A 26417-nucleotide genomic window follows, 5' to 3' on the forward strand; every position below is an offset into this window, starting at 1 on the left:
CGATACTAGGCGGCGTCGGGAAGCAGGCCGGAAGCGCCCTCCCCGATCCCGAGGTGGTCCACGGTCCCGGAGTTGACGAAGTCGGCGAGCGCGGCGATGGCGGCGATCTGACCCTGCGTGAACGCGGCGTTGTCGACGGTGGCGACCTTGCCGGTGTCGTCGCTGCGGATGGTGTTGACCGGGTTGCCGTCGCCCGCGGAGTTCATGGCCCCGTACAGGGTCGGGCTGTCGGCGGCGAACTCGTTGGTCAGCGTGACCATGCCGGCGTTGCGCTGCTCGGCGGTGGAGTCGGTGGAGCCGTCACCGGCGAGGATGAGGACGCCGTCGGCGGTGCCGGTGGGCGTGGTCTCGACCGAGAGCATCGTCAGGCCGTCGAGCGCGGTGGTGACGGTGGTGATGTCGCCGGGGGCGATCTCGACGGGCGCGCCGGCGACCTTCCCGGTGGTGACGGCGGCGAGGACGTAGCTCATGGCCTGGACCCCGTCGTAGGTGACGGGGGTGGTCACGGTCGCCGGGGTGGTGGTGTCGACGAGGTCGACGAGCTGGTCGGCGTTGACCGGGTCGAAGAAGTCGTCGAGGACGGAGATGCGGCCCGAGACGGTGGCCCCGGCGTAGCCGAGCATCTCGACGGCGCTGTCGACGGCGGCGGTGTCGGCGGCGGGCAGGACCACGACGAGGATGTTCTTCCCGGTGAGCTTGCCGGCCAGGTAGGCGGGGGCGATCTCCGCGGCGAACTCCTGCTCCTCGCCGAGCTGCTCCTCCAGCACCGTCACCTGGGCGCGGAGCTGCTCGTTGGAGTCGCGCAGCGTCTGGCTGGTGGTCTCCAGCGCCTCCATGGCGGGGCCGTTGAGGGCGGCGGTGCCGAGGATGAGGCCCACGGTGAGGGCGAGGAACACCGCGGTGAGGCTCACCAGGTGGTAGCGGAAGTTGATCACGAGAACAGCCTTTGGATCTGGAAGAGGAGCCCGTCCCACCAGTCGGCGATCACGTCCACGAAGGAGCGGCCGACGGTGGAGATGGCGACGGCGGTGGCCATGGCCGCGAGGCCGGAGACGATGAGCAGCAGGAGCGCGGAGATCGACATGTCCTGGCGGTAGAGCCGCGAGACGCCCTTGGCGTCGACGAGCTTGCCGCCCACGCGCAGGCGCGTGAGGAACGTCGAGGCCATGCCGCCGCGGCCCTTGTCGAGGAACTCGACCATGGTGACGTGGGTGCCGACGGCGCAGATGAGCTCGGCGCCCTTCTCGTCGGCCATGAGCATCGCGATGTCCTCGGAGGTGGCGGCCGCCGGGAAGGGGATGGCGGGGACGCCGAGCTTGTCCATGCGCTCCATGCCGGGCGCGCGGCCGTCGGCGTAGGCGTGGACGACGATCTCGGCGCCGCAGCGCAGGGCGTCGTCGGAGACCGAGTCCATGTCGCCGACGATCATGTCGGGCGTGTAGCCGGCCTCCAGGAGCGCGTCGGCGCCGCCGTCGACGCCCACGAGCACGGGCTTGAACTCGCGGATGTACGGCCGGAGGACGTCGATGTCCTCCTTGTAGTTGTACCCGCGGATGACGATGAGGGCGTGGCGGCCGTTGAACGAGGTCTTGACCTCGGGGACGCCGACGCCGTCGAGCAGGAGGTCCCGCTCGCGCTTGAGGTACTCCATGGTGTTGGCGGCGAACGCCTCCAACTGGATGGACAGGCCCTCTTTCGCGGCGTCCATGTCGGTGGCGACCGAGTCGGTCGTCTGCACGGTCCCCTCGGCGATCACCTCGCCGCCGAGGTATATCTTGCCGCCCTCGACGGCGACCGTCTTGCCTTCGCGGACCTTGTCGAAGATCGCGTCGCCGACGTCGTCGATGAGGATGATCCCGGCCTTGACGAGCACTTCGGGACCGAGGTTCGGGTAGCGGCCGGAGATCGACTTCGACGCATTGACGACCACGGGCACGCCCGTGCCCACCAAGGTGTCGGCGGCGACCCGGTCGAGGTCGACGTGGTCGATAATGGCGACGTCGCCGGGCTCGAGCCGGCCGCACAGCCGCTTCGTTCGGCGGTCGAGGCGGGCGGTGCCGACCAGCCGTCCGTCGGAGGAGTCGCCCTCCTGGTTCCGCCCGGGCAAACGCAAGCTAGGTACACGCATCGTGCATCATCATGCCATCCAGTGGCCACGCCCCGTGCGACGGCGCGCCGCTCGGGACCGGCGGGGCCCTGCGGACCCCTAGGACTTCATCTTCGCAGCCTCGGCGAGCAGCTCTTCGGCGTGGGCCACGCCCAGGTGGGAGTCGGGCATGCCGGCGAGCATGCGAGCGAGCTCACGCGCCCGGGCCGCGTCGTCGACCACGCGGACGCCGGAGACGGTGACCGCCCCGGACGTGTCCTTCGAGACGACCAGGTGGCGGTCGGCGAAGGCCGCGACCTGCGGCAGGTGGGTGACGACCAGCACCTGGTGGCGGCGGGCGAGCTTGGCGAGGCAGCGGCCGATCTCGATCGCCGCGCCGCCGCCGACGCCGGCGTCGACCTCGTCGAAGACCAGGACCGGCGGGCCGCCGATCTCGGCGAAGACCACTTCGATGGCGAGCATCACACGCGAGAGCTCGCCGCCGGACGCGCCCTTGTGCAGGGCGGCCGGGACCGAGCCCGGGTGCGGGCGCAGGAGCAGCTCGACCTCGTCGGCGCCGTCCTCGGACGCGCCCGAGAGGGACTCCTCGATGGCGAGGTCGACGCTGCCGCGCCCGGCCGGGCGCGGCTCGACCGCGGCAACGACCTCGGCGTGCGGCATGGCCAGGCCCTTGAGCTCGGTCGAGACCGAGTCCGAGAAGCGCGCGGCGGCGGCGCGGCGCGAGGCGCGGAGCTGGGCGGCGAGGTCGGCGGCGCGGGCGGTGAGCTCGGTGTGCTGGGACTCGAGTTCGGCGACGCGCTCGTCCGAGACGTCGAGCTCGCCGAGCCGCTTGGTCGCGTTGTCGGCCCACGCGAGCACGCCGGGCAGGTCCTCGGCGTACTTGCGGTACAGGGTCTTCAGGGCGGCCTGGCGCTGGTAGATCTCCTCCAGGCGCCGCGGGTCCGCGGAGAGGTCGTCGAGGTAGGACGAGAGGTCCACCGCGGCCTCGGCCAGGAGCGCCCCGGCCTCGGCCAGGCGCTCGGCGAACTCGGCGAGCTTGGGGTCGGAGTGCGCGTCGTGCTCCAGGGCGCGCGCGGCGGCGCCGACGGTGTCGGTGGCACCGCCCTCGCCGGTGGCGGGGTCGCCGGTGATCGCGCCGTGCGCGGTGGCGGCGGCCAGGCGCAGGGCCTCGGCGTTCTCCAGGCGCAGGGCCTCCTCGGCGAGTTCGGCCTCCTCGCCCTCCTGCGGGTCGACGGCGGTGATCTCGTCGAGTCCCAGGCGCAGCAGGTCGGCCTCGCGGGCCATCTCGCGGGCGCTGGTGCGCAGGCGCGACAGCTCGGCCGCGCAGGCGCCGAGCTCGTGGAAGACGGCGCGGTAGGCGTCGAGGACCTTGCCGTGGTCGGCCCCGGCGAAGCGGTCGAGCGCGGCGCGCTGCTCGGCGGGCTGGAGCAGCCGCATCTGGTCGGACTGGCCGTGGACCGAGATGGCGAGTTCGCCGAGTTCGGCGAGGACGCCGACGGGCGCCGAGCGGCCGCCGACCCAGGCTTTCGAGCGGCCCTCCGAGGAGACCGAGCGGGCCAGGAGCAGCTCGCCGTCCTCCAGGTCGGCACCGGCCTCGATGGCGCGCTCACGGAGTTCGAGCGCGGCCTCGGCCACGGCGAAGCGGCCCTCCACAAGGGCCCGTTCGGCACCGAGGGGGGCACGGGAGGCACGACCGCCGAACAGCAGACCCAGACCGGCGACGACCATGGTCTTGCCCGCGCCGGTCTCGCCGGTGATGCAGGTCAGGCCGGGATCGAGCGGCAGGGTGGCGTCAGCGATCACGCCCAGGTTCTGGATGCGAAGCTCCTCCAACACAGTTCAAGACTGTACTCGCACGCACCGACATCGGGCGGCTGAGTGCTCCGGAGTGCGAGCTAGATTCGGCCGTGGCGCCAACCGTCAACGGGGAGAGAGAGTTTCGAGACCAGGCGGGAGGCGAAGGGGCGGCCGGACATGCGGACCAGGCGCACCGGGCGCGCGGAGCGGCGGATGGTGACGGTGGATCCGGCGGTGAGCCGGGTGAGCTCCTTGCCGTCGGCGATGAGCGCGCCCTCGGTGCCCACCGACTCCACGCCGATGCGGATCTCCGAGGAGGAGTGGACGACCATGGGCTTGGCGAACAGCGCGTGCGCGTTCATGGGCACGACCACCAGGGCGTCCACATCGGGCCAGACCACGGGGCCGCCGGCCGACATCGCGTGCGCGGTGGAGCCGGTCGGGGAGGCGACGGCGACGCCGTCGCAGCCGTAGCGGGAGATGCGGGTGCCGTCGATCTCGATGAACAGTTCGAGCATCCGGGCGGGCTCGGCCTTCTCCACGGCGATGTCGTTGAACGCCCAGGAGGCGTGCTGCTCGCCGTCGGTGCCGGTGGCCTCCACGGTGAGCGCGGTGCGCTCCTCGACGCTGTAGTCACCCTCCAGCAGCCGCGAGACCACGGTCTCGAGTTCGCCGGTCTCGGCCTCGGCGAGGAAGCCGACCTTGCCGAAGTTGACGCCCAGCAGCGGCACGTCGGCCTTCACGGCGAGCTTGGCCGCGCGCAGGACGGTGCCGTCGCCGCCGAGGGCGAGCACGAGGTCGGCGGTGTCCGAGGTCTCCTCGTCGACGACGAGGAGGGCTTCGGGGCGGCTGAGGACGCGCATCTCGCCGGTGATGATGCGGACCGCGACGTCGGCGGAGCGGAGTGCGGCGGCGAGCTTCTCGGCGAGTTCGGCGACGTCCTCGCGGAGCGGGTGCGTCACGACCAAGACGCGGCCGGGCTTCTGCTGCGACCCCACTCGCGCTCCTTCACAGACGGTTACAGGGCCTCGAACTGTACACCGCGCGCGATGGGGCGCGGTATCGGTGAGCATACCGAAGAGAACGTTTTCCGATCACGGTTCGGGCACTTCGCGCGGGGAGCGGTCCCCGGGCGTGCGGTCGGCTTGGGACGCAAGGCGTTCCCGCGGCGGGGTCAGGCCCCGCCGGGACCGGCCGCGACCACGGCGTCGACGGTGTCGCGGGCGACGGGTTCGCCGTCGGTCTGCATGCGGCAGAAGAACTCCACGTTGCCCTTGGGGCCGGGGAGGGGGCTGGCGGCGACCGCGGTGGTGGTCCAGCCGAGGCGTGCGGCGGCCTCGACGACGTGCCAGACGGCGCCGGCGCGCTGGGCGGGGTCGGCGACGACGCCACCCGCCCCGACCTGGCCCTTGCCGACCTCGAACTGCGGCTTGACCATCGGGAGGATGAGCCCGGTGGGCCTGGTGCAGGCGGTGAGGGCCGGGAGGACGAGTTCGAGCGAGATGAACGAGAGGTCGCCGACGGTGAGGTCCACCTGCCCGCCGAGCTGGTCGGGGGTGAGGTGGCGGACGTTGGTGCGGTCGTGGACGCGCACGCGCTCGTCGGTCTGGAGCTTCCAGGCGAGCTGGCCGTAGCCGACGTCGACGGCGAGGACCTCGGCGGCGCCGCGGCGCAGCAGGACGTCGGTGAAGCCGCCGGTGGAGGCGCCCGCGTCGAGGACGCGCAGGCCGCTCGGGTCGACGGCGAAGGCGTCGAGGGCGCCGATGAGCTTGTGGGCGCCGCGGGAGACGTAGTCGTCGGCGTCGCCGACCAGGCGGATCGAGTCGTCACCGGTGACGCTGGTGGCGGCCTTGGTGGCGGGGATGCCGCGCAGGTGGACGCGCCCGGCCGCGATGAGTTCGCGGGCGTGCTCGCGGGAGCGGGCGATCTTGCGGCGCACGAGTTCGGCGTCGAGTCGGTAGCGCGTCGGCATGGCGCGGTCGCAGGCTTTCTAGTGAGTCGCCGCCCGGCCCGCTGGCGCGGCCGGGCGGTCGGGTGGCGTCAGGCGTCGTCGACGTTGCTGAGGATCTCCGAGAGGCGCTGCTGGACGCCCTCGAAGACGGCCACGTGCTCGGTGACGGGCAGGTCCGGGAGCGCTTCGAGGCGCCCGAGGGCGGCCTCGACCTCGGCTTCGACGTCGTCGGTGTCGGCGTGCGCGTGCAGCCGGGCCGCGACGGCCCCCGGATTCGGTGCGTCGGTCATGCGTCCCTTTCGTCGTCGCTGCGGTGCGGCGGGGCGGCGTCGGGGTTCGCGGGGGCGTCGGTGGAGGCGGGAGCGGGTGCCTCGGCGGGGGCCGGGGGCTCGGTGGGCTCCGCGGCATCGGCGGGCTCGGTGTCGCTCGCGGTCTCGGCATGCGCCGGGGCCTCGGTCTCGGGCCCGGCCTGCACCGGGGCTTCGGCCTGCCGCGAGGACTCGGCCTCGGCGGGCTTCGGAGCCTCGGCCTCCGGCGCGGTCGCCGCGCGCTGCGGGGCCTCGGTCTCGTGCGGCGGGTCGGCGAGCTTCGCCGCGGTGGCGGCGGCCTCGGCCTCGGCGAGACGGACGCGCAGTTCGCGGATCTGCCCCTCGGAGTGCTCCAGGCGCAGGTTGAGGTCGTCGAGGTCGGCCTGGGTGGCCACGCCCATGCGGGTGAGGCCGGCGTCGAGCTCGGCGCGGATGAGGCGGGCGACGTCGTGCGCGGTGCGGCCGCCGTGCTCGCGGAGCCGCTGGGCCCCGGAGCGGGCGTTCTCGGAGCCGGAGCGCAGGTCCTCGCGGACCTTGCCGGCGAACTCGCGGGCGCGGCGGGCGGGCTCGCCGGCCATGCCGAGCACGGTGTCGAAGTAGGCGCGGGCGCTGTCTGCCATGCGGTCCCACTCCTTTCGGGTCTGCCAGGTTCCCGGGACGGGGTCATGTCCCTTCAACGGTACTGCCAAGCTACCTGTGACCGGTCGCGACCGACGTGCCGTACTGGTCGGTAACATTCTGGTGGGCGCACTGCCGCGCCCGCGCCGAACGAAACAGGAGGGCCCCATGGCCACCATCGACGAATGCCGGACCGCCCTGGAGCAGTTCGCGGCGAACCTCGCTTCGAACCCGAAGACCGTCAAGAAGCTCACCGGCTTCGAGCGCGGCCTCGCCGCCGACATCAAGGACCTCGACGCGTCGTTCAACGGCCGCTTCGAGGGGGGCAAGCTGGTCGGCATCACCGACGGCGACAACCCGGACGCCGAGATCCGCATGATCGTCGGCTCCGACGACCTGCTCAAGCTGGTCGCGGGCGAGCTCGACTTCATGAAGGCGTTCACCGGCGGCCAGGTGAAGATCAAGGCCCCCATGATGGACCTGATGAAGCTCCGCCAGGTGCTCTAGGGCCGCTTGGGCCTCCGGGAGGAGGACCGCCCTGCGGCGTAGGGTGCGCGGGCGCGGGCCGTGAGGCCCGTCCCGCCCCCTGCGGCCCGCGGACGGTCAAATGCGTCCCGGTCGGACGCAACAGCATTCAGGCCACGTTGTAATCTCTGCGCAGCCGACCTCGCAGCCGAGCGGGTCGAGCTTCGTATGCACTACCGGGAGGACCGCATGGCCACTGTTGACGAAGTCCGCAACGTGTTGGAGAAGCTGGCGGGCAAGGTCGCCAGGAAATCCGACGAGCTCAACCTGGAAGACGACTTCGAACGCACGCTGGCCGTCGAAGTCACCGACCTGGGCCAGTCGTTCAGCGCGAAGCTGGCCGGCGGCAAGCTGACCGACCTGCTCGACGGCGACGCCCCCGACGCCGAGGTCCGCATCATCATCGGCTCTGACGACCTGATCGCCCTGTCCAAGAAGGAACTCAAGCCCGCCAAGGCGTTCCTGACCGGCAAGATCAAGGTCAAGGCGTCCGTGAAGGACCTCGCGAAGCTGCGCAAGGCCCTCAAGGTCGACTAGTGCCGCCGGGGCCGCGAGGCCCCGAGAGACGACGAAGCCCGGACCGCGGCAGTCCGGGCTTTTCGCTTGCGTCCGAACGGGTCAGGCCAGCAGCTTCTCGGCCGCCCCGCCGACCGCGACGGGCGCGCTGGTCGGGTCGTAGCCGGTCATGTCGGCCGCGGCCCAGCTCAGCTCGCACAGGGCCCGCCAGGCGTCCAGCTCCTCGCCGGCGCCGCTGAGGCGGATCTCCCCGCCGTCCAGGACGGCGGTCCAGCCGCCGCACTCGATGCGGTCTACCTCGTCGTTCCAGTCCGGTTCGGGGTGCGGCTCGGTCAGGGCCGCGAGGCTCCAGCCGAGGTACGTCGGCCGCTCCTCCGGCGCCAGGCGCAGCGCCAGGCGCGGCGAGACCACCCCGGTGAACACCAGGAGCGAGTCGAGGCCGGCCCGGTTCGCGCCCGCGATGTCGGAGTCGGGGCGGTCGCCGACCATGACGGCCCTGGCGCCCGGCTTGCGCGCCATGGCGAGCCGGTAGATCGGCTGCTCGGGCTTGCCGGCGACGAAGTCGGGGCCGCGCCCGAGCGCCGTGGCGACCGCGCCGACGAGCGCGCCCATGCCGGGCAGCGGACCGTCCGGAGTGGGCAGTGTCGCGTCGAGGTTCGCCGCGGCCCAGAACGCGCCGCCGCGCACCGCGATCGTGGTGTCCGCGAGCGAGCGCCACGTGGTCTGCGGCGTGTACCCGAAGGCGACCGCGCCGGCGGCCTTCGGGTCCTCGACCGGTACGAGCCCCGCATCGGTCACCGCGGCGCGCAGCGCCTCGGAGCCGGTCACGAGGACCTTGCCGCCCTTGCCGATCCGTTCGAGGATGCCCGAGGCCACCACCTGCGCCGAGGTGAGGACCTGCTCGGGCTCGGCGGGGATGTCCATGCCGCGCAGGGACTCGGCCACCGTCTCGGGACTGCGGGACGCGTTGTTCGTGACGAACACCGGGTCGCAGTGGAGCCCCGGAAGGGCCGCGAGGGTCGCGGCCGCTTCCGGGATCGGCTCGTGCAGCAGGTACACGACCCCGTCGAGGTCGAGCAGCGCCAGGTCGTAAGCGCTCGCGAGCGCCTCAGCGGCGCCTTTCAGTCGGGTCATCGGAATCCTCAGCGTCGGGGTTCGCCTGCTCGGAAGCCTGGCCGGACACCTGACCGGAGGGCTCGTCGGACGCCGGCCCGGACGGCTCGCGCTCCTCGCGCGGGGCCTCGGGCTCGTCGTCGTCCTCGTCCTCGTCGCCCTCGCCGTCGAGGTCGCGGTCGCGGTCGTCGTCTGCGTCTTCGCCGTCGAGGTCGTCGTCCTCGTCGTCGTCGTCCTCGTCGTCGTAGTCATCGTCTTCGGCGTCGCCGTCGAAGTCGTCTTCGCCGTCGCGATCATCGCGGTCGAGGTCGCCGCGATCGCGGTCGTCGCGATCGTCGTCCTCCTCGTCCTCGTCATCGAAGTCGTCTTCGTCGTCGAACTCGTCGTCATCGTCCTCGTCGTCGAGTTCGTCCTCGATCTCCTCGAAGTCGATACCCTCCAACTGGAGCAGGCGCTCGGCGGCGCCGGTCTCGCCCTCCTCGTCGGCGGCGACGGCCTTGGACAGCCACTCGCGGGCCTCGTCCTCCAGGCCGTCGGCCAGCAGGCCCTCGGCGTAGGCGTAGCGCAGGCGCGCGAGCCACGGCTCCGCCTTCGGCGAGTTGAGCGCGCCGACCTTGAGCATCGCGGTGGCGGCCTCGCCCATGCCCATGTCGCGGCGGGCGCCGGAGGCCACGATGAGCAGTTCGACCCGGACCTCGGCGTCGATGGTCTCGTCGCTGCCGAACTCCCGGTAGAGGTCGATCGCGCGCTCGGGGTGCCCCAGGGCGCGCTCGCAGTCGGCGATGAGCGCGACGTGGTCGTGCGTGCCGCTCAGGCGCTGCGCGGCGCGCAGCTCGTTGACGGCGAGCTGCCACTCCTCGGCGCCGTACGCGGCGACACCGGTCACCTCACGCACGATCGCCACGCGGGACGCCTTGCGGCGGGCGTAGCGGGCCTGCTCCAGGGCGCCTTCGACGTCGTCCTCGGCGAGGAGCGCGGCAGCGGCCAGGAGCCGGTTGCCGACGGCCTCGGCGAGCTGCTTGTTCAGGCTGCGGAGACCTTCACGGGTCTCCTTGTCGAGCTGGTCGAAGCCGTACTCGATGCCCTCGGGCAGGTTCGGGGCCTCGTCGGACTCGCCCATGCGGATCGGACCCTCGTGGCCGGCCTCGCGCTCCTCCAAGGGGCGCAGGTTGTCGCGCCCGCGGCGCTCCCTGCCGTCGCGGCCGTAGCGGTCGTCGCCGCGGTCGTCACGGCGCGGGCCGCGGTCGTCGCGGTTGCCGTAGCCGCCGCGGCTGCCACCGCGGTCGTCGCGGAAGCCGCGCCCGCCCCGGTCGTCGCGGTTGCCTTCGTAGCGGCGGGGGCCGCGGTCGTCGCGGTTGAACCCGCCACGCTGGCCGCCGCGATCGTCGCGGTTGTAGCCACCGCGGTCGCCGCCGCGGTCATCGCGGCGCGGGCCGCGGTCGTCGCGGTCGAAGCGGCGCGGGCGGTCGTCGCGGTCGAACGTGCGGGGACCCCGGTCGTCGCGGTTGCCTTCGTAGCGGCGCGGGCCGCGATCGTCGCGGTTGAAGCCTCCACGGTTGCCACCGCGGTCATCGCGGTTGCCGAAGCTGCGCTGGCCGCCGCGGTCGTCGCGGTTGCCGTAGCCGCGGTTGCCACCCCGGTCACCGCCCCGGTCGCCGTCGAAGCGGCGCGGGCCGCGGTCATCGCGGTTGTAGCCGCCCCGGTCGTCGCGGTTGAAGCCGCCGCGGCTGCCACCGCGGTCGTCGTCGCGGCGCGGGCGGTCGTCGCGGTTGCCTTCATAGCGGCGGGGGCCGCGGTCGTCACGGTTGAAACCACCGCTGCGCTGGCCGCCGCGGTCATCGCGGTTGAAGCCTCCACGGTTGCCACCGCGGTCATCGCGGTTGAACCCGCCTCGCTGGCCGCCCCGGTCGTCGCGGTTGAAGCCACCGCGGTTGCCACCGCGGTCGTCGTCCCGACGGGGACGGTCGTCGCGGTTGCCCTCGTACCGGCGGGGGCCTCGGTCGTCACGGTTGAAACCACCACGGCTGCCACCGCGGTCATCGCGGTTGCCGAAGCTGCGCTGGCCGCCGCGGTCGTCGCGGTTGCCGTAGCCGCGGTTGCCACCCTGGTCACCGCCCCGGTCGTCGTAGCGGCGCGGGCCGCGGTCGTCGCGGTTGTACCCTCCGCGGTCGCCGCCCCGGTCGTCGCCGTCGCGGCGCGGGCGGTCGTCACGGTTGCCCTCGTAGCGGCGCGGCCGGTCGTCCCGGTCCTCGTACCGCCTCGGGCGGTCGTCGCGGCCTTCACTGCGGCCGTAGCCGCCCCGGCTGCCCCCCCGGTCGTCCCGGCGGTCCCCGCCGCCTCGGCCCGAACGGTCGCCGTAGCCGCCGCCCTCGCGACGGCCGTAGCCGCCTCGTCGGTCTTCTCCACCCTTGCGGGCGCGGCCGTCTTCAGCCACTTGTGTCTCCCCCTCTGTTCACCGCGACAAAACCAATCAAGTGTAGGACTTACCCGATGATCTCCACCCCGGCGACGGTCTTCTTGCCGCGCCGGATCACTCCGTATTTGCCGTGAAGCAGGTCAGAGCGGTTGATAACGGCCTCGGAGTCACTGACGCGGACGTTGTTCAGGTAGGCCCCGCCCTCCTTGGCGGCGCGGCGCGCCTCGCCGAGGCTGGCCACGACCCCGGCCTCCTTCATCGCCTCCGCCACCGTGGCGTCCGGCTTGTGGATCTCGGCCAGGCCGGCCTCCACGAGCGCCGCGCGGAGCGTGGACTCGGGCAGCTCGCCGAGTTCGCCGCGGCCGAAGAGGGCCTGCGAGGCGGCGGTGACGTTCCGGGTCTCCTCCTCGCCGTGCAGGAGCGTCGTCAGCTCCTCGGCAAGGGCCTTCTGCGCCAGGCGCGCGGCGGGCTTCTCGGCCGTGGCGGCCTCCAGCTCCGCGATCTCCTCGTGCGACTTGAACGAGAAGTACTTCAGGTAGCGCACCACGTCGGCGTCGCCGGAGTTAAGCCAGAACTGGTAGAACGCGTACGGGCTGGTCAGCTCCGGGTCGAGCCAGACCGCGCCGCCCTCGGTCTTGCCGAACTTGGTGCCGTCGGCCTTGGTCACGAGGGGGGTCACGAAGGCGTGGACGTGGTCGCCGGTGCGGCGGCGGATGTAGTCGACGCCCGCGGTGATGTTGCCCCACTGGTCCGACCCTCCGAACTGGAGGGTGCAGCCGTGGCGGCGGTTGAGCTCGAAGTAGTCGTGGGACTGGAGCAGCTGGTAGGAGAACTCGGTGAACGAGATCCCGGCCTCCAGGCGCGACTTCACGACGTCGCGGGCGAGCATCTTCGAGATCGGGAAGTGCTTGCCGACGTCGCGCAGGAAGTCCACGACGCTCAGCTCGGAGGTCCAGTCCAGGTTGTTGACCGGGACGGCGGCGTTGTCGCCGTCGTAGGTGACGAAGGGAGACACCTGCGCGCGGATCTTCTCCACCCAGCCCGCGACGACCTCCGGCGGGTTGAGCGACCGCTCCCCCGCCTCCTTCGGGTCGCCGATCTGGCCGGTCGCGCCGCCGACGAGCAGCAGCGGGCGCAGCCCGGCCCGCTGGAGGCGGCGGGCGGTGAGCACCTGCATGAGGTGGCCGACGTGCAGGCTGACGGCGGTCGGGTCGAAGCCCACGTAGAACGTGAGCCCCCCGGCGTCGATGGACTCGCGGAGCGCGTCGGTGCCGGTGGAGTCCTGGATGAGGCCGCGCCATGCGAAATCGTCGAGAATATGCACGGTCTCATTGTGCCTTAGCGGCCGAAACGCGTTTCGGCGTGCGCGCGGGCGCGTGGCACGGCCTACGCCGGGGAGCGGTCGCCGGTCTCCCCGAGCGCGAGCCCGGCCTCGATGAGGACGCGCAGCTCGACCGAGGCGGCGGTCTTCGCGGCCTGCTTCGTCGGGCCGCTGCCCTCGGCGGCGACGGTCTCGCCGGTCGCGCGCAGCCGGCCCTCGCCGACGCAGGTGAACACCCGTTCGTGTGACGGGCCGTCGACGCTGAAGTCCCAGACGAGGTCCTCGACGACCCCGCGGGCGGCGTAGATCTGGACGGCCTCGGCCGGGTTCACCGCACCGTCCACCAGGAGCTTGCGCTGGACCTCCACGCGCGGTTTCGCGGCCGCGTCCACCGACAGGTCCGGCAGGTCCGCGAGCTGCGCCGCCAGCGCCAGCGCGGCCTGGTTGCGGGCGTCCTTCTTGTTGCGCTGCAAGCGCTTCGGAGACTCGACGCGGGTGTCGCCGTAGACGAGGGCGACCTGGGCGGAGAAGAGCGGGCCCTCGAAGGCGGGTTCGGCCTCGACTTTCCAGTGGACGTTCGTCTCGTTGCTGACGGGGCCGCCGAGGCGGTCCTGGAGGTAGACGTTGAGCACGGACTGGGCCTGCTGGGGCTCGTCGGCGAGGCGCCGGTTCATGCGTTCGCGCAGGGCCGCGAACTCGCCGCTGCCGTAGAGGTAGACGGAGGCGAACTCGCGGAGCTGGAGTTCGCGCGCGTCGAGGCGGCGGGCGGTGTCGGCGGCGAGGCCGGCGGGGGCGTCGCCGCGTTCGACGGCGTACTGGAGGACGCGCGCGAACTGCTTGTAGGGCAGGGTGGCGAAGTCGGCGGCCTCGGCGTGGCGGGCGGTCTCGGCCTGCGCCCGCTGCTTGAAGAACTCGGCCTTGGCGCGGCGCTCGGCGTCAAGGGCGTCGTTGACGTGCGCGGCGGCGTCGGCGAGGGCTTCGGGGCTGTAGGGGCTGGGGCGGCCGAGGGCGGCGGCGAGCAGGATCCGCTGGGTGACCAGGTCGGGGTAGCGGCGGATGGGGCTGGTGGCGTGGGTGTAGACGGGCAGGTTGAGGCCGTGGTGGCCGTGGACGGTGGGCCCGTAGGTGGCGGCGCGGGAGACCATCTTCATGCGGGCGCGGAGCGTCTCGAAGGCGGCGCCGTCCCCGGCGGCGGCGAGGGCGTCGAGTTCGTCGCGCAGTTCGGCGGGGTCGCCGGCGACGGCGGCGAGGCGGTGGTTGCGGAAGAGGATGGGGAGGTCCTCGCGCACGGCCCAGGCCGCGATCTGCGCGTTCGCGGCGATCATGAACTCCTGCACGATGATGTAGCCGGAGTTGCGCTCGCCGGAATCGAGGCGGACGATCTGGCCCTCCTCGTTGGTGGCGAAGCCGGAGAGCAGGTCGTAGAAGGCGAGCGCTCCCGCGTTGCGGCGGGCGGCGAGCATGGTGTGGGCGAAGCGGAGTGCGAGCGCGAGGGTGGCGTGGAGGGGGTGCGCGGGGTCGTTCGCGGCGGTGGCGGCCTCGGCGTGGGTCATGGTCCAGGCGCGGGTGAGGCGGCCGGGGCCGAGTGCGGCGTCGAGGACGCGGCCGGCGGCGTCGATACGGAGGTGGACGGCGAAGGTGTCGTTGGGCCGGTCGGGGGTGAGGGAGGCGGCCTCGACGACGGGTGCGGGGAGCATGTGGCGGGTGTGGTCGGACCGGTAGCGGGTGTGGACGCGCTGGCGCGCCTCGGTGTCGGTGGGGCCGCCGGTGCGCACGTGGTCGGCGGCGCGGGCGATGTGGATCCAGACGTCGAAGCCGTCGCGGTGGGGTTCGATCCAGACCGCGTCGTCGCGGTCGACTGTGGTCGCGGTGTCGATCATGACGCCGCATTCCGCCGGGTCGTATTCGGCCAAGTGCGCTCCTTCGGGTCCAGCCGCAATCTTGACATCCCCGCCGCCTTGACTGACAGCGATCCCCGCCTTACGGCGCGCTGCCGCGGTGGCCCGCGGCGGGCGGGTGGTGTGCGGTCGCGGCGCGCGATCGGCGGCGCCGTCGCCGTGGCGGGGGTCGGATAGTGTCGCGGCGGCTCCCTGGTTCTGCTCGGCCGCAGCGGTTTCGGCGCACGGGGCCGGGAGGTGGTCCGCATGGAGTTCGCTACGGCCTTCAACGACGCCTGGCGGCGGCAGCCGGACCCGGACCCGGCGCAGTGGCCCGGGGGCCGCGGGCCGTCGAACCCGGCCTGGGTCCTGGTCTCGGCGCTGTGGCTGCTCGCGGCGTGGGCGCCCGAGGACGCGCCGGGCTGGGCGGCGACGGTCGCGTTCGACCCCGCCGGTGAGGACGGGGAGAACGTGGAACCCGCTCCTCCTGATGAACTCGTCTCGCTCATCTCCGCTGCGGCCCATGTCGACGACGCGCGGCGGGGGTCGCTGGTGCGGTGGCTGGCGAACGGCATGTACGGCGACCTGGCGCCGGTCGCGGGCGCCCCGGGCGACCCGGCGGTGCACCTGCGGTACCGCGACTACTGCGGCACGGCGCGGATCACGTTCGCGCCCGCGCCGGCGGTGCGACGGCCGCCGGTCCTGGCCGCCGACGGGGCCGACGGGGCGCTGCGCACGCGGATCGGCTGCCTCGCCACGATGCTGAGCGAGCACCTGATGGTGAACAACAACAACTCGGTCGACTTCCGGTTCCGGATCGGGACCGTCCCCGATGCTGAAACGCCGGAGGACGAGCGCCTTGCGGCGGCCGTCCGCTGGTGGTCGACCACCCGCGAGGACGCCGAGGAGCACGCCGACGAGGAGCCGGTGTTCCGCCCGGTCACGTTCGCGCGGCTGCGGACGGCGCTGCACCACGTCGCGCGGCTCTCCCTGGTCGAACTCATGGACGGCGAGTGGAGCGGCATCGAGGAGATGCCCGAGACGCCGCCCGGCCACATCGTGACCCATGCCGTGGACGACCTGGTCGACCTCATCGAGGCCCGGCTCGGCGGCGCGCTGGTCGCGGTGGACGGGTTCCTGCCCGACGAGTGGCCGCCGCAGGACATGGAGGAGGGCGAGGAGGAGGTCCACGTGCTGTTCGTCCGCGGCGACGAGGTCGGCGTCCTCGACCTCGACTTCACCTGCTGAGCACTTCGAGGCTCCTGGACAGGGACCGATGCGGGGCCGGGCGTCGCACGCCCGGCCCCGCATCGGCGTCGTCCTAGTGCGGGCGGAGGTCCCAGGTCTCCAGGCGTCCGCACATCCCCCACCTGCCGGCGGCGTCCCCGGCGGAGCCCACGTGGGCGTCGCAGAGGTGGGCCGATTCGGCGCGGGCGAGGGCGTCGAGGTGGTCGCCGGTGGCGTCCGCCTGGGCCTTGGGGCCGTCGGCCCAGAGCTTGCGCCAGTCCTCGGTGCGGTCCGCGACGATCCGGGCGGCGCGGTCCCACAGGGGCTTCATGGCGTCGGGGCCCTCGCGCTCGACGCGCTCGCGCAGGGCGAGGTAGCCCTCGACGGCGAGGTCGCGGCGGGTGCGGGTGGCGGTGCCGCGCTCCTCGTCGGTGAGGCCGGGCGCGGCGGGCGCGGTGGCGGCGGCGGCGTAGGCCGCCGGGTCGTCGAGGACGTGCTCGGGGAAGGTGAAGACGGCGTCGCCGGCCTCGGGGATGCCCGCGTTCGACATGACGACGACGAGCTGGAGGTCGCCGGAGCCGTTGACGAGGCGGTGGACCGTGCCGGGGGTGAACCACAGGACGGTGCCGCGGGCGAGGTCGCGGCGCTCGTAGCCGTCGCCGGAGAGGGTTTCGACCGCGCCGGTGCCGCCGGTGACGACGTAGCCCTCGGTGGAGGCGGTGTGCAGGTGCGGGGAGCCGCCGGCCTGGCCGTCGACGGTGGGCCAGTCGTAGACGGTGACGATGGAGACGGCGGTGCCGCCGGGGAATCCGGCCATGGTCAGGCCAGCTTCGCGAGTTCGGCGGCGGCGAGGCCGGCGGTCTTGGCGGCGCCGTCGACGCCGGTGTCGCCGTTGACGATCGCGACGGCGTGCCGCAGGGTCACGGTGTCGCCGGGGGCCATCGGCAGCTCGGTGTCGAAGAACGGCGCGGGGCAGACCGCGGCGAACGGGGTCGAGCGGACGAACCACTTGACGGGCGCGCCGGGGTTCTCGGGGTGGTCGGTGAAGACCAGGGTGGAGGCGGCGTCGACGGAGTCGTGCGCGCCGCGGAAGGCCATCCAGTCGCCGCGGACGCCCATGAGCTCGTCGCCGCCCTCGCCGTCGGCGGTGTAGACGCGGCCCTCGGTGAAGGAGCGCGGTCCGCGCCAGAAGAAGCCGCCGTAGCCGGCGTTGTCGCGGCCTTCGGTGGTGGGGCTGCCCATGACGACGGTGTCCTCGGTGTCGTTGGTGAACGCGGTCGAGAACGACAGTACCCAGGTGTCGTCGGACAGGACGGTGATCGCGAAGGCGCGGGTCTCGGAGAAGAAGTGGCGCCCGTCCTCGGTGATCCAGTCGAGGCGCTCGACGGCCTTGACCCCGTCCTCGGTGGCGGCGAGCTCGGTGAACTCGCGGTGGACCATGGCGCCGTCGTTCTTCTCGTCGACGTAGCCCAGGTCGCGGCGGAAGGTGCGCCCGCCCCAGAAGTTCTCGGGGCCGGCGTTCGGGAGCGAGAGGGCGATGCCCTTGTGCCACACGTGGTCGTGAGGCCGGTAGAGGCTCACCTGGCGCCCGGCGAGGTCGCGCAGCGGTTCGAAGTAGGGCCGGGGGGATTCGAACTGGGCGTTGTCGGGCCGGTAGACGTAGCGCAGGATCTCCAAGTCGGCCTTGGTGATCGAGAGCGCGGTGCCGTCATCGTCGAGTTGCAGCGTCATCGGTGTCCCTCCGTCGGGTGGTCGCGGTTCGGTCGTTCACTTGCGGTCGGGCCAGGGCGCGCCCGACCCGTCCATGCGCTGGTAGAAGGGGGAGGTGGGGTCGATGTCACCCGCGCGAACGCGCTTGCCGGTGAAGGCGGAGGCGTAGATCGCGGCGAGGAGTTCGAGGGTGCGGCGGGCCTCGTCGAGGGTGACGGGCGGCGCGGTGCGGCCGTCGAGGGCGTCGGCGATCCGCTTGAACTGGGCGCCGTGCCCGGACGCCTGGCCGCGCGGCTCGCCGGCCCAGGCGCGCTGGACGTCCTCGGCGGCGGACGGGATCGGGTGGATCCGCCAGTTGTCGTCGCCGTACCCGTAGAGGTGGTCGAGCTCGACGGTGGCGGTGTCGTAGTCGAGCCGGATCTGGGAGGTCTCGCGGGGGGAGAGCAGCGAGTTGGTGACCACGACCGACGCGCCGGACTCGAGGGTGACGATCGCGTGCGAGACGTCCTCGGTGTTGGTCTGCCGGCGGTGGCGGTGCGCGGTGGCGACCACTTCGGACCAGGGGCCGACGAGCGACAGGAGCGTGTCGATCTGGTGGATGCCGTGGCCCATGGTGGGGCCGCCGCCCTCGGTCTCCCAGCGGCCGCGCCATTCGACCGCGAAGTACTCCTCGGGCCGGAACCAGAGGGTGTCGCACTTGGCGACGGCGAGGCGGCCGAGGACGCCGGAGGCGGCCATGTTGCGCACGCGCTCGGCGGCGGACCCGAAGCGGTGCTGGGAGATGACGGCGAAGTCGGCGCTGGAGGCGGCCGCGGCGGCGGCGATGCGGTCGAACTCCTCCAGGCTCAGGGCCGGGGGCTTCTCGCAGACGACGCCGACGCCCGCGTCGAGGGCCGCGATCGCGCCGGGGGCGTGCGCGACCGGCGGCGTGCAGAGGTCGACGAGGTCGAGCTCCTCGTTCGCCAGCAGCTCCTCGATCGTCGCGTAGCCGCGGGCGACGCCGAACCGCTCCTTGAACGCGTCGAGGCGGGCGGTGTCGGGGTCGACGGCCGCGGTGATCTCGATGCGGTCGGGCACGTGCTTGCGCAGTTCGTCCGCGTGCAGGTGGGCGATGCCGCCGGTGCCGACGACGGCGAGGCGGTAGGTGGAGGACACAGGTGGCTCCTTTGGCCGGGAGGTTCGGTAAACGTTTTCCAGCGTCGTGGCAATACTAGCGGACAGCGCTTTCGACGGTGACCTGGGTCGCCAGCGCCCGGGTGCCGGGTTCGAGGCGGCGCGCGCCGGTCACCTGTACGCCGAGGACGGCCTCGATGTCGGCCGAGGAGCGGCCCAGGCGCAGCTCGAGGGCGCCGGCCTCGACGGTCCAGTCGCCGTCGAGTCCGATGAGCGCGGCGAGGTCGACGGGGACGGCGAAGCGGGCGCGCGCGGACTCGCCCGGAGCGAGGGTGAGGCGGGCGAAGCCGACCAGGCGCTGCACGGGGCGGACGGTCGAGGCGACGGGGTCGTGGAGGTAGAGCTGCACGACCTCGGTGCCCTCGCGCGCGCCGGTGTTGGCCACGCGCACGGCGACCTCGATCTCGCCTTCGGGACCGGTCTCGGGGCCGGACACGAGTTCCGCTTCGTCCCAGGCGAACTCGGTGTAGGTGAGGCCGTGGCCGAAGGCGTACCGGGCGGTCGGGTCGTTCGAGGAGACCTCGGAGCGGCGGGCGAGCTGCGGGGCGAGGTAGGTCGCGGGGGGCGAGTCGCGGCGGGCGGGGACGCCCACGGGCAGGCGGCCCTCGGGGGCGGCGGCGCCGGTGATGATCGCGCTGACGGCGGCGGCGCCCTCCTCGCCGGGCAGGAACGCCTGGAGGATCGCGGCGGCCCGCTCGGGGGCGGTGCCGAGGGCGTAGGGGCGCCCGGAGACGACCACGACGACGGTGGGGGTGCCGGAGTCGAGGACGGCTTCGAGGAGGTCGGCCTGGCGTCCGGGCAGGGCGTGGTCGGGGGCGTCGCAGCCCTCGCCGGAGGTGCCGCGCCCGAACAGGCTGGAGCGGTCGCCGACGGCGACGACCGCGAGGTCGGCCGCGGCGGCGGCGTTCGCGGCGGCGGTGATCTCGGCGTCGGTGGCCTCCAGGACCCAGCCGCCGGGGACGTGGTCGACGGCCGTGCCGGGCAGGTCGGCGGTGATCCGCTCCAGGATGGTGGCGATCGCGACGCCGGTGTCGACCTCGGGGTAGCGCTCCCCCGACGCCGGGTCGTAGCGCATGTGGTGGTTGGGGAAGGAGTAGCAGCCGAGCATGGCGGCGCGGTCGTTCGCGACGGGGCCGACCACCGCGACGCGCGCGGGGGCGGCGGCCAGCGGGAGGGTGCCGTCGTTGGCGAGGAGCACGATCGACTTGCGGGCGGCCTCGGCGGCGAGCGCGCGGGCCTGCGGCGGGTCGAGGTCGACCTCGGTCGGGGCCTCGGGCAGCTCGTCGAGGAGGCCGAGTTCGATCTTCTGGGTGAGGACGCGCTCGACGGCGCGGTCGAGGGCCTTCTCCTCCACGCGGCCGTCGGCGACGGCGTCGCGGAGCGGTTCGCCGAAGCAGTCGGCGCCGGGGAGCTCGACGTCGACGCCGGCGCCGAGGGCGAGCGCGGCGGCCTCGGAGCGGTCGCCGGCGACGCCGTGGAGGGAGTTGAGGAAGTTGACGGCGAAGTAGTCGCCGACGACGGTGCCCTCGAAGCCCCACTCCTCGCGGAGGATCCCGGTGAGGAGGCGGACGTTGGCGTGAGAGGGGACGCCGTCGTTGGCGGCGTAGGAGGGCATGACGGACTTGGCGCGGCCGAGGCGCACGGCCATCTCGAAGGGGGTCAGGTAGGTCTCGGCGAACTGCCTGGGGCCCAGGTAGACCGGGCCGAAGTTGCGGGCGGCGTGGGAGGCGGAGTACCCGGCGAAGTGCTTGACAGTGGCGACCAGGCCGGCGTCCTGGAGGCCGGTGACGTAGGCGGTGCCGAGGACGCCGGTGAGGTAGGGGTCCTCGCCGATGGTCTCCTCGGTGCGGCCCCAGCGGGAGTCGGCGACGACGTCGAGGACGGGGGCGAGGCCCTGGTGGATGCCGACGGCGCGCATGGTGTCGCCGATCTGGCGGGCCATGGCCGCGACCAGGTCGGGGTCGAAGGTGGCGCCCCAGGCGAGGGCGGTGGGGAAGGCGGTCGCGCCGTGGGCCATGAAGCCGGCGAGGCATTCGTCGTGGGCGAGAGCGGCGATGCCGAAGCGGCTGCCGGAGCGGATGCGCTGCTGGAGGTCGGCGAGGCGGGCGGCGCCGGCGGCGGGGTCGACGCGGGCCGATCCGAAGGGGCGCGTGAGCTGGCCGAGGCCGTGGGCGAGGCCGTCGTCGGCCGCGGTACCGCCGGTCTGCTCGCTCTGGTGGGGGGCCATGTCGCCGGCGTCGGCCTCGACGCCGCGCCACAGGCTCGACAGCTGCGCGCACTTCTCTTCGAGGGTCATCCGCTTGACGAGTCCGGCGGCGCGCTCGGCCGCCTCCACGGGGGTGTCGGTGTGCATGCTGCTCCACTCAAAGCGGCCAGGGGTGTGCCGAGGCGGCGGGTACCGGCCGATAGTTTCTGAAACTTTTCTGATCGTTTTCGATCCGGGTTCGCACACCATAACATTGATGCAGCCGCACTTCTAGCGTCAATCTGACGTTGGGATGCGCTTGCCCAGCATCCTGATTCACGACTTCCGGCCGAAACTTTCGGCCGCGCTCCGGGAGCCGTGGAGGCGGGCTATAGGATGTGCAGGCGTACGTTGTGCACCGGACCAGGAGGAGACCCTTGAGCGAAGCCGAACACGGGCGGATCACCATCCGCGCCATCGCCGACGAGGCCGGCGTCAGCGTGCCGACGGTGTCACGTGTCATCAACGGCCGCTCCGATGTCGCCCCCGAGACCCGCCGCCGCGTCGAGGAGCTGCTGAACGAGCGCGGGTACCAGCGCCGCCGCTCGACCCGGACGCCGAGCCGCGCCCGCCTGGTCGACCTGGTGTTCAACGAGCTGGACAGCCCCTGGGCCGTGGAGATCATCCGCGGCGTCGAGGACGCGGCCCACGCCTCCGGCGTCGGCACGGTCGTCTCCGCGGTGCACCGCCGCCGGGCCTCGACCGAGCAGTGGCTCGACAACCTCCGCACGCGCGCCTCCGACGGCGTCATCCTGGTCATCTCGCAGCTCGCGTCCCCGATCCTGGAGCAGCTGCGGCACCTGGGCGTCCCGATGGTGGTCCTCGACCCCTCCGGCGGGCCCACGATGGACGCCCCGGCGATCGGCGCCACCAACTGGGCCGGCGGCCTGGCCGCCACCGAGCACCTGATCTCCCTGGGCCACCGGCGGATCGGGTTCATCCACGGCCCCAAGCAGGTGCTGTGCTCCCGGGCCCGCTTCGACGGCTACCGCGCCGCCCTGGAGGCCGCCGGGCTCGAGTTCGACCCGTCCCTGGTCTACGACGGCGACTTCTACCACCAGTCCGGCTTCGACGCCGCCAACGCGCTCATGCACCTCGACGTGCCGCCGACGGCGATCTTCGCGTCCTCCGACCAGATGGCGTTCGGCGCCTACGAGGCGATCCGGCAGGCGGGCCTGCGCATCCCCGAGCACGTGAGCGTCGTCGGCTTCGACGACCTCCCCGAGTCGCGCTGGACCTCCCCGCCCCTGACGACGGTGCGCCAGCCCCTCGCCGAGATGGGCGCCCTCGCCGCCCGCACCGTCCTGGAGATGGCCGCGGGCAACGAGATCGACTCCCCCCGCCTCGAACTCGCCACCGAGCTCGTCGTCCGCGAGTCGACCGCCGCGCTCACCTGAGGGCGCTCTCACCTGACGCTGCCCTCACTTGACTGCGCCTTCACCTGACCGCGCCTACATCTGACGCCGCCCTCACCCGAGGGCGGCCAGCCGGGCCGCGCTCACGCCCCGGCGGTGATCTGCTCCCTGAGGATGTCGCCGTGCCCGGCGTGCCGGGCGAAGTCCTCGGTCAGCAGCAGGTACACGAACCGCAGGCTGACGTCGCCGGCCAGGCGGTGCGGCCTGGTGTCGTCCAGGTCGAGCCCGGCGGCGATCTCGCGGGAGCGCCGGCTCGCGCGCTCGAACTCGGCGATCACGTCCGCCACGGTCTCATCATCCGCGACCGCGAAGCTGCCCTCGCCGCCGGAGGCGTAGCCGTCGCATTCGGACTCGGGGAGCCCGAGCATGGTGCGCTGGAACCAGATCCGCTCCGCGGCGGCGGCGTGCTTGACCAGCCCGATCGGCGTGGTCGCCGAGACGACCAGGCGCCGCCGGGCGTCGGCCTCGGACAGCCCGCGCAGGGTGTCGGCGACCGCGCGCCGGTTGCGGTCGAGCATCTGCTCCAGCATGGCCCGCTCGGGCCCGGCGGTCAGGTGCGGCCAGGTGAACACGCGGTCCTCCGATCCAGGTCAGGCGTTGGGCGCGACGTCGGTGCCGGCGCCGCGCCTGCGGGGCCTGACGACCTCGCGGACCTCCTCGGGCACCGCGTCGAGGCCGAGCGGCACGAGGCCGGCGTCGGCGATGAGCGCGAGGTCGTCCTTGGCGGCCTGGCCCTCGCTGGTGAGGTAGTCCCCCAGGAAGATCGAGTTGACGACCTGGAGCGCCGTCGCCTGGAGCGTGCGCAGGTGCACCTCGCGCCCGGCCGCCAGGCGGACCTCCGCGGCCGGGTTCGCCAGGCGCACCATCGCGAGGATGCGCAGGCACCGGCGCGGGTCCAGGTCCCACTTCGCCTCCATCGGGGTGCCGTCGAACGGCAGCAGGAAGTTGACCGGGATCGAGTCCACGTCGAGCCCGCGCAGGCCCAGCGCGACCGAGACGAGGTCGGCGTCCGATTCCCCCATCCCCGCGATGAGCCCCGAGCACGGCGACAGCCCCGCGCCGTGCGCGGCGTTGACGGTGTCGACCCGGTCGGCGAACGTGTGCGTCGAGCAGATCTCGGCGTACGTGTCCTCCGAGGTGTTCAGGTTGTGGTTGTACGCGTCGGCGCCCAGGTCGGCGAGGCGCTCGGCCTGGCCGTCCTTGAGCAGCCCCAGGCACGCGCACACCTCGACGCCGGGGGCGGCGTTCTTGACCGCCGCGATGGTCTTGCCGACCCGCTCCACGTCCATATCGGTCGGACCGCGCCCGCTCGCGACCAGGCACACCCGCGAGGCCCCTCCCGCGACCCCGGCCGCGGCCGCGTCGGCCGCCTGCTCGGGGGTGAGCCACGTGTACTTGAGGACGTCGGCCTTCGAGCCCAGGCGCTGCGAGCAGTAGTTGCAGTCCTCGGGGCACAGCCCGCTCTTGAGGTTGACGAGGTAGTTCAGCTTGACCGTGTTCCCGAAGTGGCGGAAGCGCAGCCGCGCCGCGGCGGCGACCACGTCCATGAGCTCGGCGTCGGTGCTCGCGAGGACGGCCTCCAGGTCGGCCGCGGCCGGGACGGCGCCCGCGTCGGCGGCGTCGGAGAGTCGTGCGAGGGCGCCGTGGAGTGCGCCGTGGAGTGCGGTCATGGGCACGATCCTGCCACAGCCGCGGGTTGCGGGACTTTCCGATGGTGCGGGTGGTATCGGGCGGAATGCCCTCGCGACATCACGCTCGGGCCGGAGCGTCGCGATCCGCCTACACTTGCTACAGTGGGTGGTCGGTGCTGCGAAGGACGCTGCGGGCTGGTGGAGATCCCCCCTGTTCGCGTCTCGACTTGTGAACCGCCCGAACCATCCGGAGAGAATCAACCGTGCCGATCGCACCTGGACAACCGGCGTTGATCGCCGTGGCAGTCGCGACCCTCTGGGCCCAGCCCTCCGCCGCCGGTCCCGAGGACCGGCTCGCGCTGGGCGTGCCGTCCGCCATCCGCGAATGGGTCGCGAGGCTCACCAACGACATCCGCGCCAACGGCCTCAAAGGACGCGTGCGCACCCAGTGCCTCCTCGGCACCCGCGTCGAGGTCGAGCAGGTCGCCGACGGCTGGGCGAAGGTGAGCTGCCCGTCGCAGGAGACCTCGGGCTGGGTCCCCCTCGACCAGCTCGCGCACGCCGCCGACGGCGGCACCGGCGGCACCGAGTACCTCGTGAGCGCCACCGCGACCGCCGTGCGCGACGAACCCGGCGGCGACGTGTCGATCCCCGGCGTGACCCTGGGGACGCGCCTGCGGGTCGTGGGCGAGGCGTACCGGGGCTGGGTGCCCGTGGCCCTCCCGGGGCCGCAGCAGCCCGGCTGGGTGCCCCAGCGCGACCTCACCGCCGAGCCCGCCGCCGACCTCTCCTCGCCCTCGACCGCGATGGTCGCCGCGGGCCTGGACGCCGTCAAGCTCGCCCAGCAGCTCCTGGAGATCCCCTACCTGCACGGCGGCATCAGCGCCTACGGCATCGACGCCCCCGGCCTGGTCTGGATCGTCTACCGCCAGTTGGGGATCGACGTCCCGCGCTTCAACGCGGCCCTCATAGAGTCCGGCGAGGCCGTCGAGTTCGAGGACCTGCACCCGGGCGACCTGGTGTTCCTCGAGCACGGCGGGGACGCCCGCACCCCGGCGATCATGGCCGAGCGCAACCAGTCCGACCTGCCCGAGGTGATCTTCTCCTCGCCGGTCTACGGCAAGGTGGTCGTCGAGTCGCTGCGCGACGCCGAGCTGGCGCGCATCACCGCGTGCCGCCGCCTGCCCGTCCGGGCCTGAGACGCGCGATACGGCCCGCCTCCTCCCGGGGAGGCGGGCCGTATCGCGTCTGTCAGAGCTTCTCGGCGCCCGCGGTCGCCGGGACGTGCTGCTCGGCCTCGGCCTCGGCGAACAGCTCCTTCCAGGTCTTGCCCTCGCGGCGCAGGAGGAAGTGGTTCACGACGATGACCAGCGTGAGCACGCCGGCGATGACGCTGAGCGAGAGCGCGGTCGGGATCTCGGGGATCGCGTCGATGTGCTCGCCGCCGTTGATGAACGGGAGCTGGTTCTCGTGCAGGCCGTGCAGCACGAGCTTGACGCCGATCCAGCCGAGGATCGCGGCCAGGCCCAGCGAGAGGCCCTTGAGCGACTTGAGCAGGGCCGCGAGCAGGAAGTAGAGCTGGCGCAGGCCCATGAGGGCGAAGATCGTGGCGGTGAAGACCAGGTAGGGCTCCTGGGTCAGGCCGAAGATCGCCGGGATCGAGTCGAGCGCGAACAAGATGTCCGTGGAGCCGATCGCGAGCATGGCCAGCAGCAGCGGCGTGACGTACTTGACGCCGTCGATGCGGGTGGAGAGCTTGCCGCCGTCGTAGTCGGGCGCGACGCGCAGGCGCGACTCGGCGAACTTCATGAAGCCGTTCTGCGGCAGCTCCTCATCGTGGCCGCCCTTGTCGCGCAGCTGCCCCCACGCGGTCCAGATGAGGATCGCGCCGAAGATGAGGAAGACCCAGCTGAACTTCTCGATGAGCACCGAGCCGACGGCGATGAAGCCGCCGCGCAGGATGATCGAGAGGACGATGCCGACCAGGAGCACCCGCGACTGGAGCGCGTCCGGGACGCGGAACGCCTGGATGATGAGCAGGAACACGAAGAGGTTGTCCACCGAGAGGGCGAGCTCGGTGAGGTATCCGGCGTAGAACTGGCCGCCGAACGCCGGGCCCTCGGTGACGAGGATGAGCGCGCCGAACGCCAGCGCGGCGCCGACGTAAACGCCGGCCCAGGTCGCGGATTCCTTCGTGGAGAGTTTGTGGGGGTTGCGGACCGCCATCACCAGGTCGAACACGACGACCGAGGCGAGACCGAACATGGTCAGCGCCCAGGCCCAGGCCGGGAGTTCCAATGTGTTGCCTTCCTTGACATCTGGAGGGTCACATGGTCTCTCCCGATCCTCGCGGACCAGCGTCACCGGGGACCGATGGCGGTCCCGTGCATTGACGACGACGCTAACAGCGCTGCGCGCTGCGGGATACTCCCCACATACCTGATTTTGAACAGACGCGACTATTCTG

General features: G+C 72.8%; 24 protein-coding genes. 6 read left to right on the forward strand and 18 right to left on the reverse strand.

Features of this window, described 5'->3' with window-relative positions; genetic code table 11:
• Positions 1–5: 5 nt before the first annotated feature.
• From BLS99_RS00585 to BLS99_RS00615, 7 genes are all read right to left on the reverse strand, one after another.
• A complete protein-coding gene (locus BLS99_RS00585; RefSeq protein ID WP_176953145.1) occupies positions 6–935 on the reverse strand; it encodes a copper transporter in 930 nt (309 codons plus the stop codon).
• The gene (gene steA / locus BLS99_RS00590; RefSeq protein ID WP_425432601.1) at positions 932–2113 is read right to left on the reverse strand and encodes a putative cytokinetic ring protein SteA; all 1182 of its coding nucleotides are present in this window, start codon (positions 2111–2113) and stop codon (positions 932–934) included. The genes BLS99_RS00585 and steA overlap by 4 nt, the downstream gene beginning before the upstream one ends.
• 93 nt (positions 2114–2206) lie before the next feature.
• Positions 2207–3943 (reverse strand): DNA repair protein RecN, encoded by a 1737-nt coding sequence (gene recN / locus BLS99_RS00595; RefSeq protein WP_091041760.1) that lies wholly within the window; start codon positions 3941–3943, stop codon positions 2207–2209.
• A 59-nt stretch (positions 3944–4002) separates the two neighbouring features.
• Positions 4003–4902 carry an NAD kinase gene (locus BLS99_RS00600; protein ID WP_245712118.1) on the reverse strand — a complete coding sequence of 300 codons (900 nt, stop codon included), beginning with the start codon at positions 4900–4902 and terminating at the stop codon, positions 4003–4005.
• Between the two features lie 176 nt (positions 4903–5078).
• On the reverse strand, positions 5079–5876 hold the full coding sequence (locus BLS99_RS00605; protein ID WP_091041768.1) for a TlyA family RNA methyltransferase: 798 nt from the start codon (positions 5874–5876) through the stop codon (positions 5079–5081).
• A gap of 68 nt (positions 5877–5944) precedes the next feature.
• A complete protein-coding gene (locus BLS99_RS00610) occupies positions 5945–6145 on the reverse strand; it encodes a hypothetical protein (protein WP_091041771.1) in 201 nt (66 codons plus the stop codon).
• Positions 6142–6783, reverse strand: coding sequence for a hypothetical protein (locus BLS99_RS00615; protein WP_091041774.1), 642 nt, complete (start codon positions 6781–6783; stop codon positions 6142–6144). The genes BLS99_RS00610 and BLS99_RS00615 overlap by 4 nt, the downstream gene beginning before the upstream one ends.
• Positions 6784–6949: 166 nt before the next feature.
• Between BLS99_RS00615 and BLS99_RS00620 the strand changes: the two genes are divergently transcribed.
• Together BLS99_RS00620 and BLS99_RS00625 are read left to right on the forward strand one after the other, a co-directional pair.
• Positions 6950–7288: an SCP2 sterol-binding domain-containing protein gene (locus BLS99_RS00620; protein WP_091041778.1), complete on the forward strand. Its 339-nt coding sequence runs from the start codon at positions 6950–6952 to the stop codon at positions 7286–7288.
• Positions 7289–7495: 207 nt separating this feature from the next.
• Positions 7496–7843, forward strand: coding sequence for an SCP2 sterol-binding domain-containing protein (locus BLS99_RS00625; RefSeq protein ID WP_091044649.1), 348 nt, complete (start codon positions 7496–7498; stop codon positions 7841–7843).
• 81 nt (positions 7844–7924) lie between these two features.
• On the opposite strand, the gene BLS99_RS00630 is transcribed toward BLS99_RS00625, so the two are convergent.
• Positions 7925–8956, reverse strand: coding sequence for an HAD-IIA family hydrolase (locus tag BLS99_RS00630; RefSeq protein WP_091041782.1), 1032 nt, complete (start codon positions 8954–8956; stop codon positions 7925–7927).
• Complete coding sequence (locus BLS99_RS25940) at positions 8931–10094, reverse strand: hypothetical protein (RefSeq protein WP_218126132.1); 1164 nt, start codon at positions 10092–10094, stop codon at positions 8931–8933. The genes BLS99_RS00630 and BLS99_RS25940 overlap by 26 nt, the downstream gene beginning before the upstream one ends.
• On the opposite strand from BLS99_RS25940, the gene BLS99_RS25945 reads away from it, so the two are divergent.
• Complete coding sequence (locus tag BLS99_RS25945; protein WP_176953146.1) at positions 10071–11429, forward strand: hypothetical protein; 1359 nt, start codon at positions 10071–10073, stop codon at positions 11427–11429. The two genes, BLS99_RS25940 and BLS99_RS25945, sit on opposite strands and share 24 nt — an antisense overlap.
• Here the strand turns inward: BLS99_RS25945 and tyrS are convergent.
• Both tyrS and BLS99_RS25950 read right to left on the reverse strand, forming a co-directional pair.
• On the reverse strand, positions 11419–12675 hold the full coding sequence (tyrS, locus tag BLS99_RS00645; RefSeq protein WP_091041786.1) for a tyrosine--tRNA ligase: 1257 nt from the start codon (positions 12673–12675) through the stop codon (positions 11419–11421). The genes BLS99_RS25945 and tyrS overlap by 11 nt on opposite strands.
• Before the next feature lie 62 nt (positions 12676–12737).
• Complete coding sequence (locus tag BLS99_RS25950; RefSeq protein ID WP_176953147.1) at positions 12738–14585, reverse strand: RNB domain-containing ribonuclease; 1848 nt, start codon at positions 14583–14585, stop codon at positions 12738–12740.
• Positions 14586–14816: 231 nt separating this feature from the next.
• Between BLS99_RS25950 and BLS99_RS25955 the strand changes: the two genes are divergently transcribed.
• On the forward strand, positions 14817–15797 hold the full coding sequence (locus BLS99_RS25955; RefSeq protein ID WP_176953148.1) for a hypothetical protein: 981 nt from the start codon (positions 14817–14819) through the stop codon (positions 15795–15797).
• A 73-nt stretch (positions 15798–15870) separates the two neighbouring features.
• Here BLS99_RS25955 and BLS99_RS00660 read toward each other — a convergent pair whose 3' ends face one another.
• Genes BLS99_RS00660 through BLS99_RS00675 form a run of 4 tightly spaced genes read right to left on the reverse strand, consistent with a single transcriptional unit; the run spans position 15871 to position 21012 of the window.
• Positions 15871–16593, reverse strand: a complete 723-nt coding sequence (locus BLS99_RS00660) for a cupin domain-containing protein (protein WP_091041796.1) — start codon at positions 16591–16593, stop codon at positions 15871–15873.
• Between the two features lie 2 nt (positions 16594–16595).
• Positions 16596–17507 carry a DUF6807 domain-containing protein gene (locus tag BLS99_RS00665; protein ID WP_091041799.1) on the reverse strand — a complete coding sequence of 304 codons (912 nt, stop codon included), beginning with the start codon at positions 17505–17507 and terminating at the stop codon, positions 16596–16598.
• Positions 17508–17543: 36 nt separating this feature from the next.
• Positions 17544–18641: a Gfo/Idh/MocA family protein gene (locus BLS99_RS00670; protein WP_091041803.1), complete on the reverse strand. Its 1098-nt coding sequence runs from the start codon at positions 18639–18641 to the stop codon at positions 17544–17546.
• Between the two features lie 55 nt (positions 18642–18696).
• Entirely contained in the window at positions 18697–21012 is a 2316-nt protein-coding gene (locus tag BLS99_RS00675; protein ID WP_091041806.1) for a beta-glucosidase family protein, read from the reverse strand.
• Positions 21013–21281: 269 nt separating this feature from the next.
• Between BLS99_RS00675 and BLS99_RS00680 the strand changes: the two genes are divergently transcribed.
• Positions 21282–22301, forward strand: coding sequence for a LacI family DNA-binding transcriptional regulator (locus BLS99_RS00680; protein WP_091041809.1), 1020 nt, complete (start codon positions 21282–21284; stop codon positions 22299–22301).
• Positions 22302–22402: 101 nt separating this feature from the next.
• On the opposite strand, the gene BLS99_RS00685 is transcribed toward BLS99_RS00680, so the two are convergent.
• Positions 22403–22891: a DinB family protein gene (locus BLS99_RS00685; RefSeq protein ID WP_091041811.1), complete on the reverse strand. Its 489-nt coding sequence runs from the start codon at positions 22889–22891 to the stop codon at positions 22403–22405.
• Positions 22892–22909: 18 nt separating this feature from the next.
• Entirely contained in the window at positions 22910–23989 is a 1080-nt protein-coding gene (gene bioB / locus BLS99_RS00690) for a biotin synthase BioB (protein WP_091041814.1), read from the reverse strand.
• A 260-nt stretch (positions 23990–24249) separates the two neighbouring features.
• Between bioB and BLS99_RS00695 the strand changes: the two genes are divergently transcribed.
• Positions 24250–25149 (forward strand): C40 family peptidase, encoded by a 900-nt coding sequence (locus tag BLS99_RS00695; RefSeq protein WP_245712156.1) that lies wholly within the window; start codon positions 24250–24252, stop codon positions 25147–25149.
• Positions 25150–25201: 52 nt separating this feature from the next.
• On the opposite strand, the gene BLS99_RS00700 is transcribed toward BLS99_RS00695, so the two are convergent.
• A complete protein-coding gene (locus BLS99_RS00700) occupies positions 25202–26248 on the reverse strand; it encodes a TerC/Alx family metal homeostasis membrane protein (RefSeq protein ID WP_091041821.1) in 1047 nt (348 codons plus the stop codon).
• Between the last annotated feature and the right edge of the window lie 169 nt (positions 26249–26417).

The organism is Glycomyces sambucus, assembly GCF_900102815.1.
In the GTDB taxonomy this organism is placed as follows: Bacteria; Actinomycetota; Actinomycetes; order Mycobacteriales; family Micromonosporaceae; genus Glycomyces; species Glycomyces sambucus.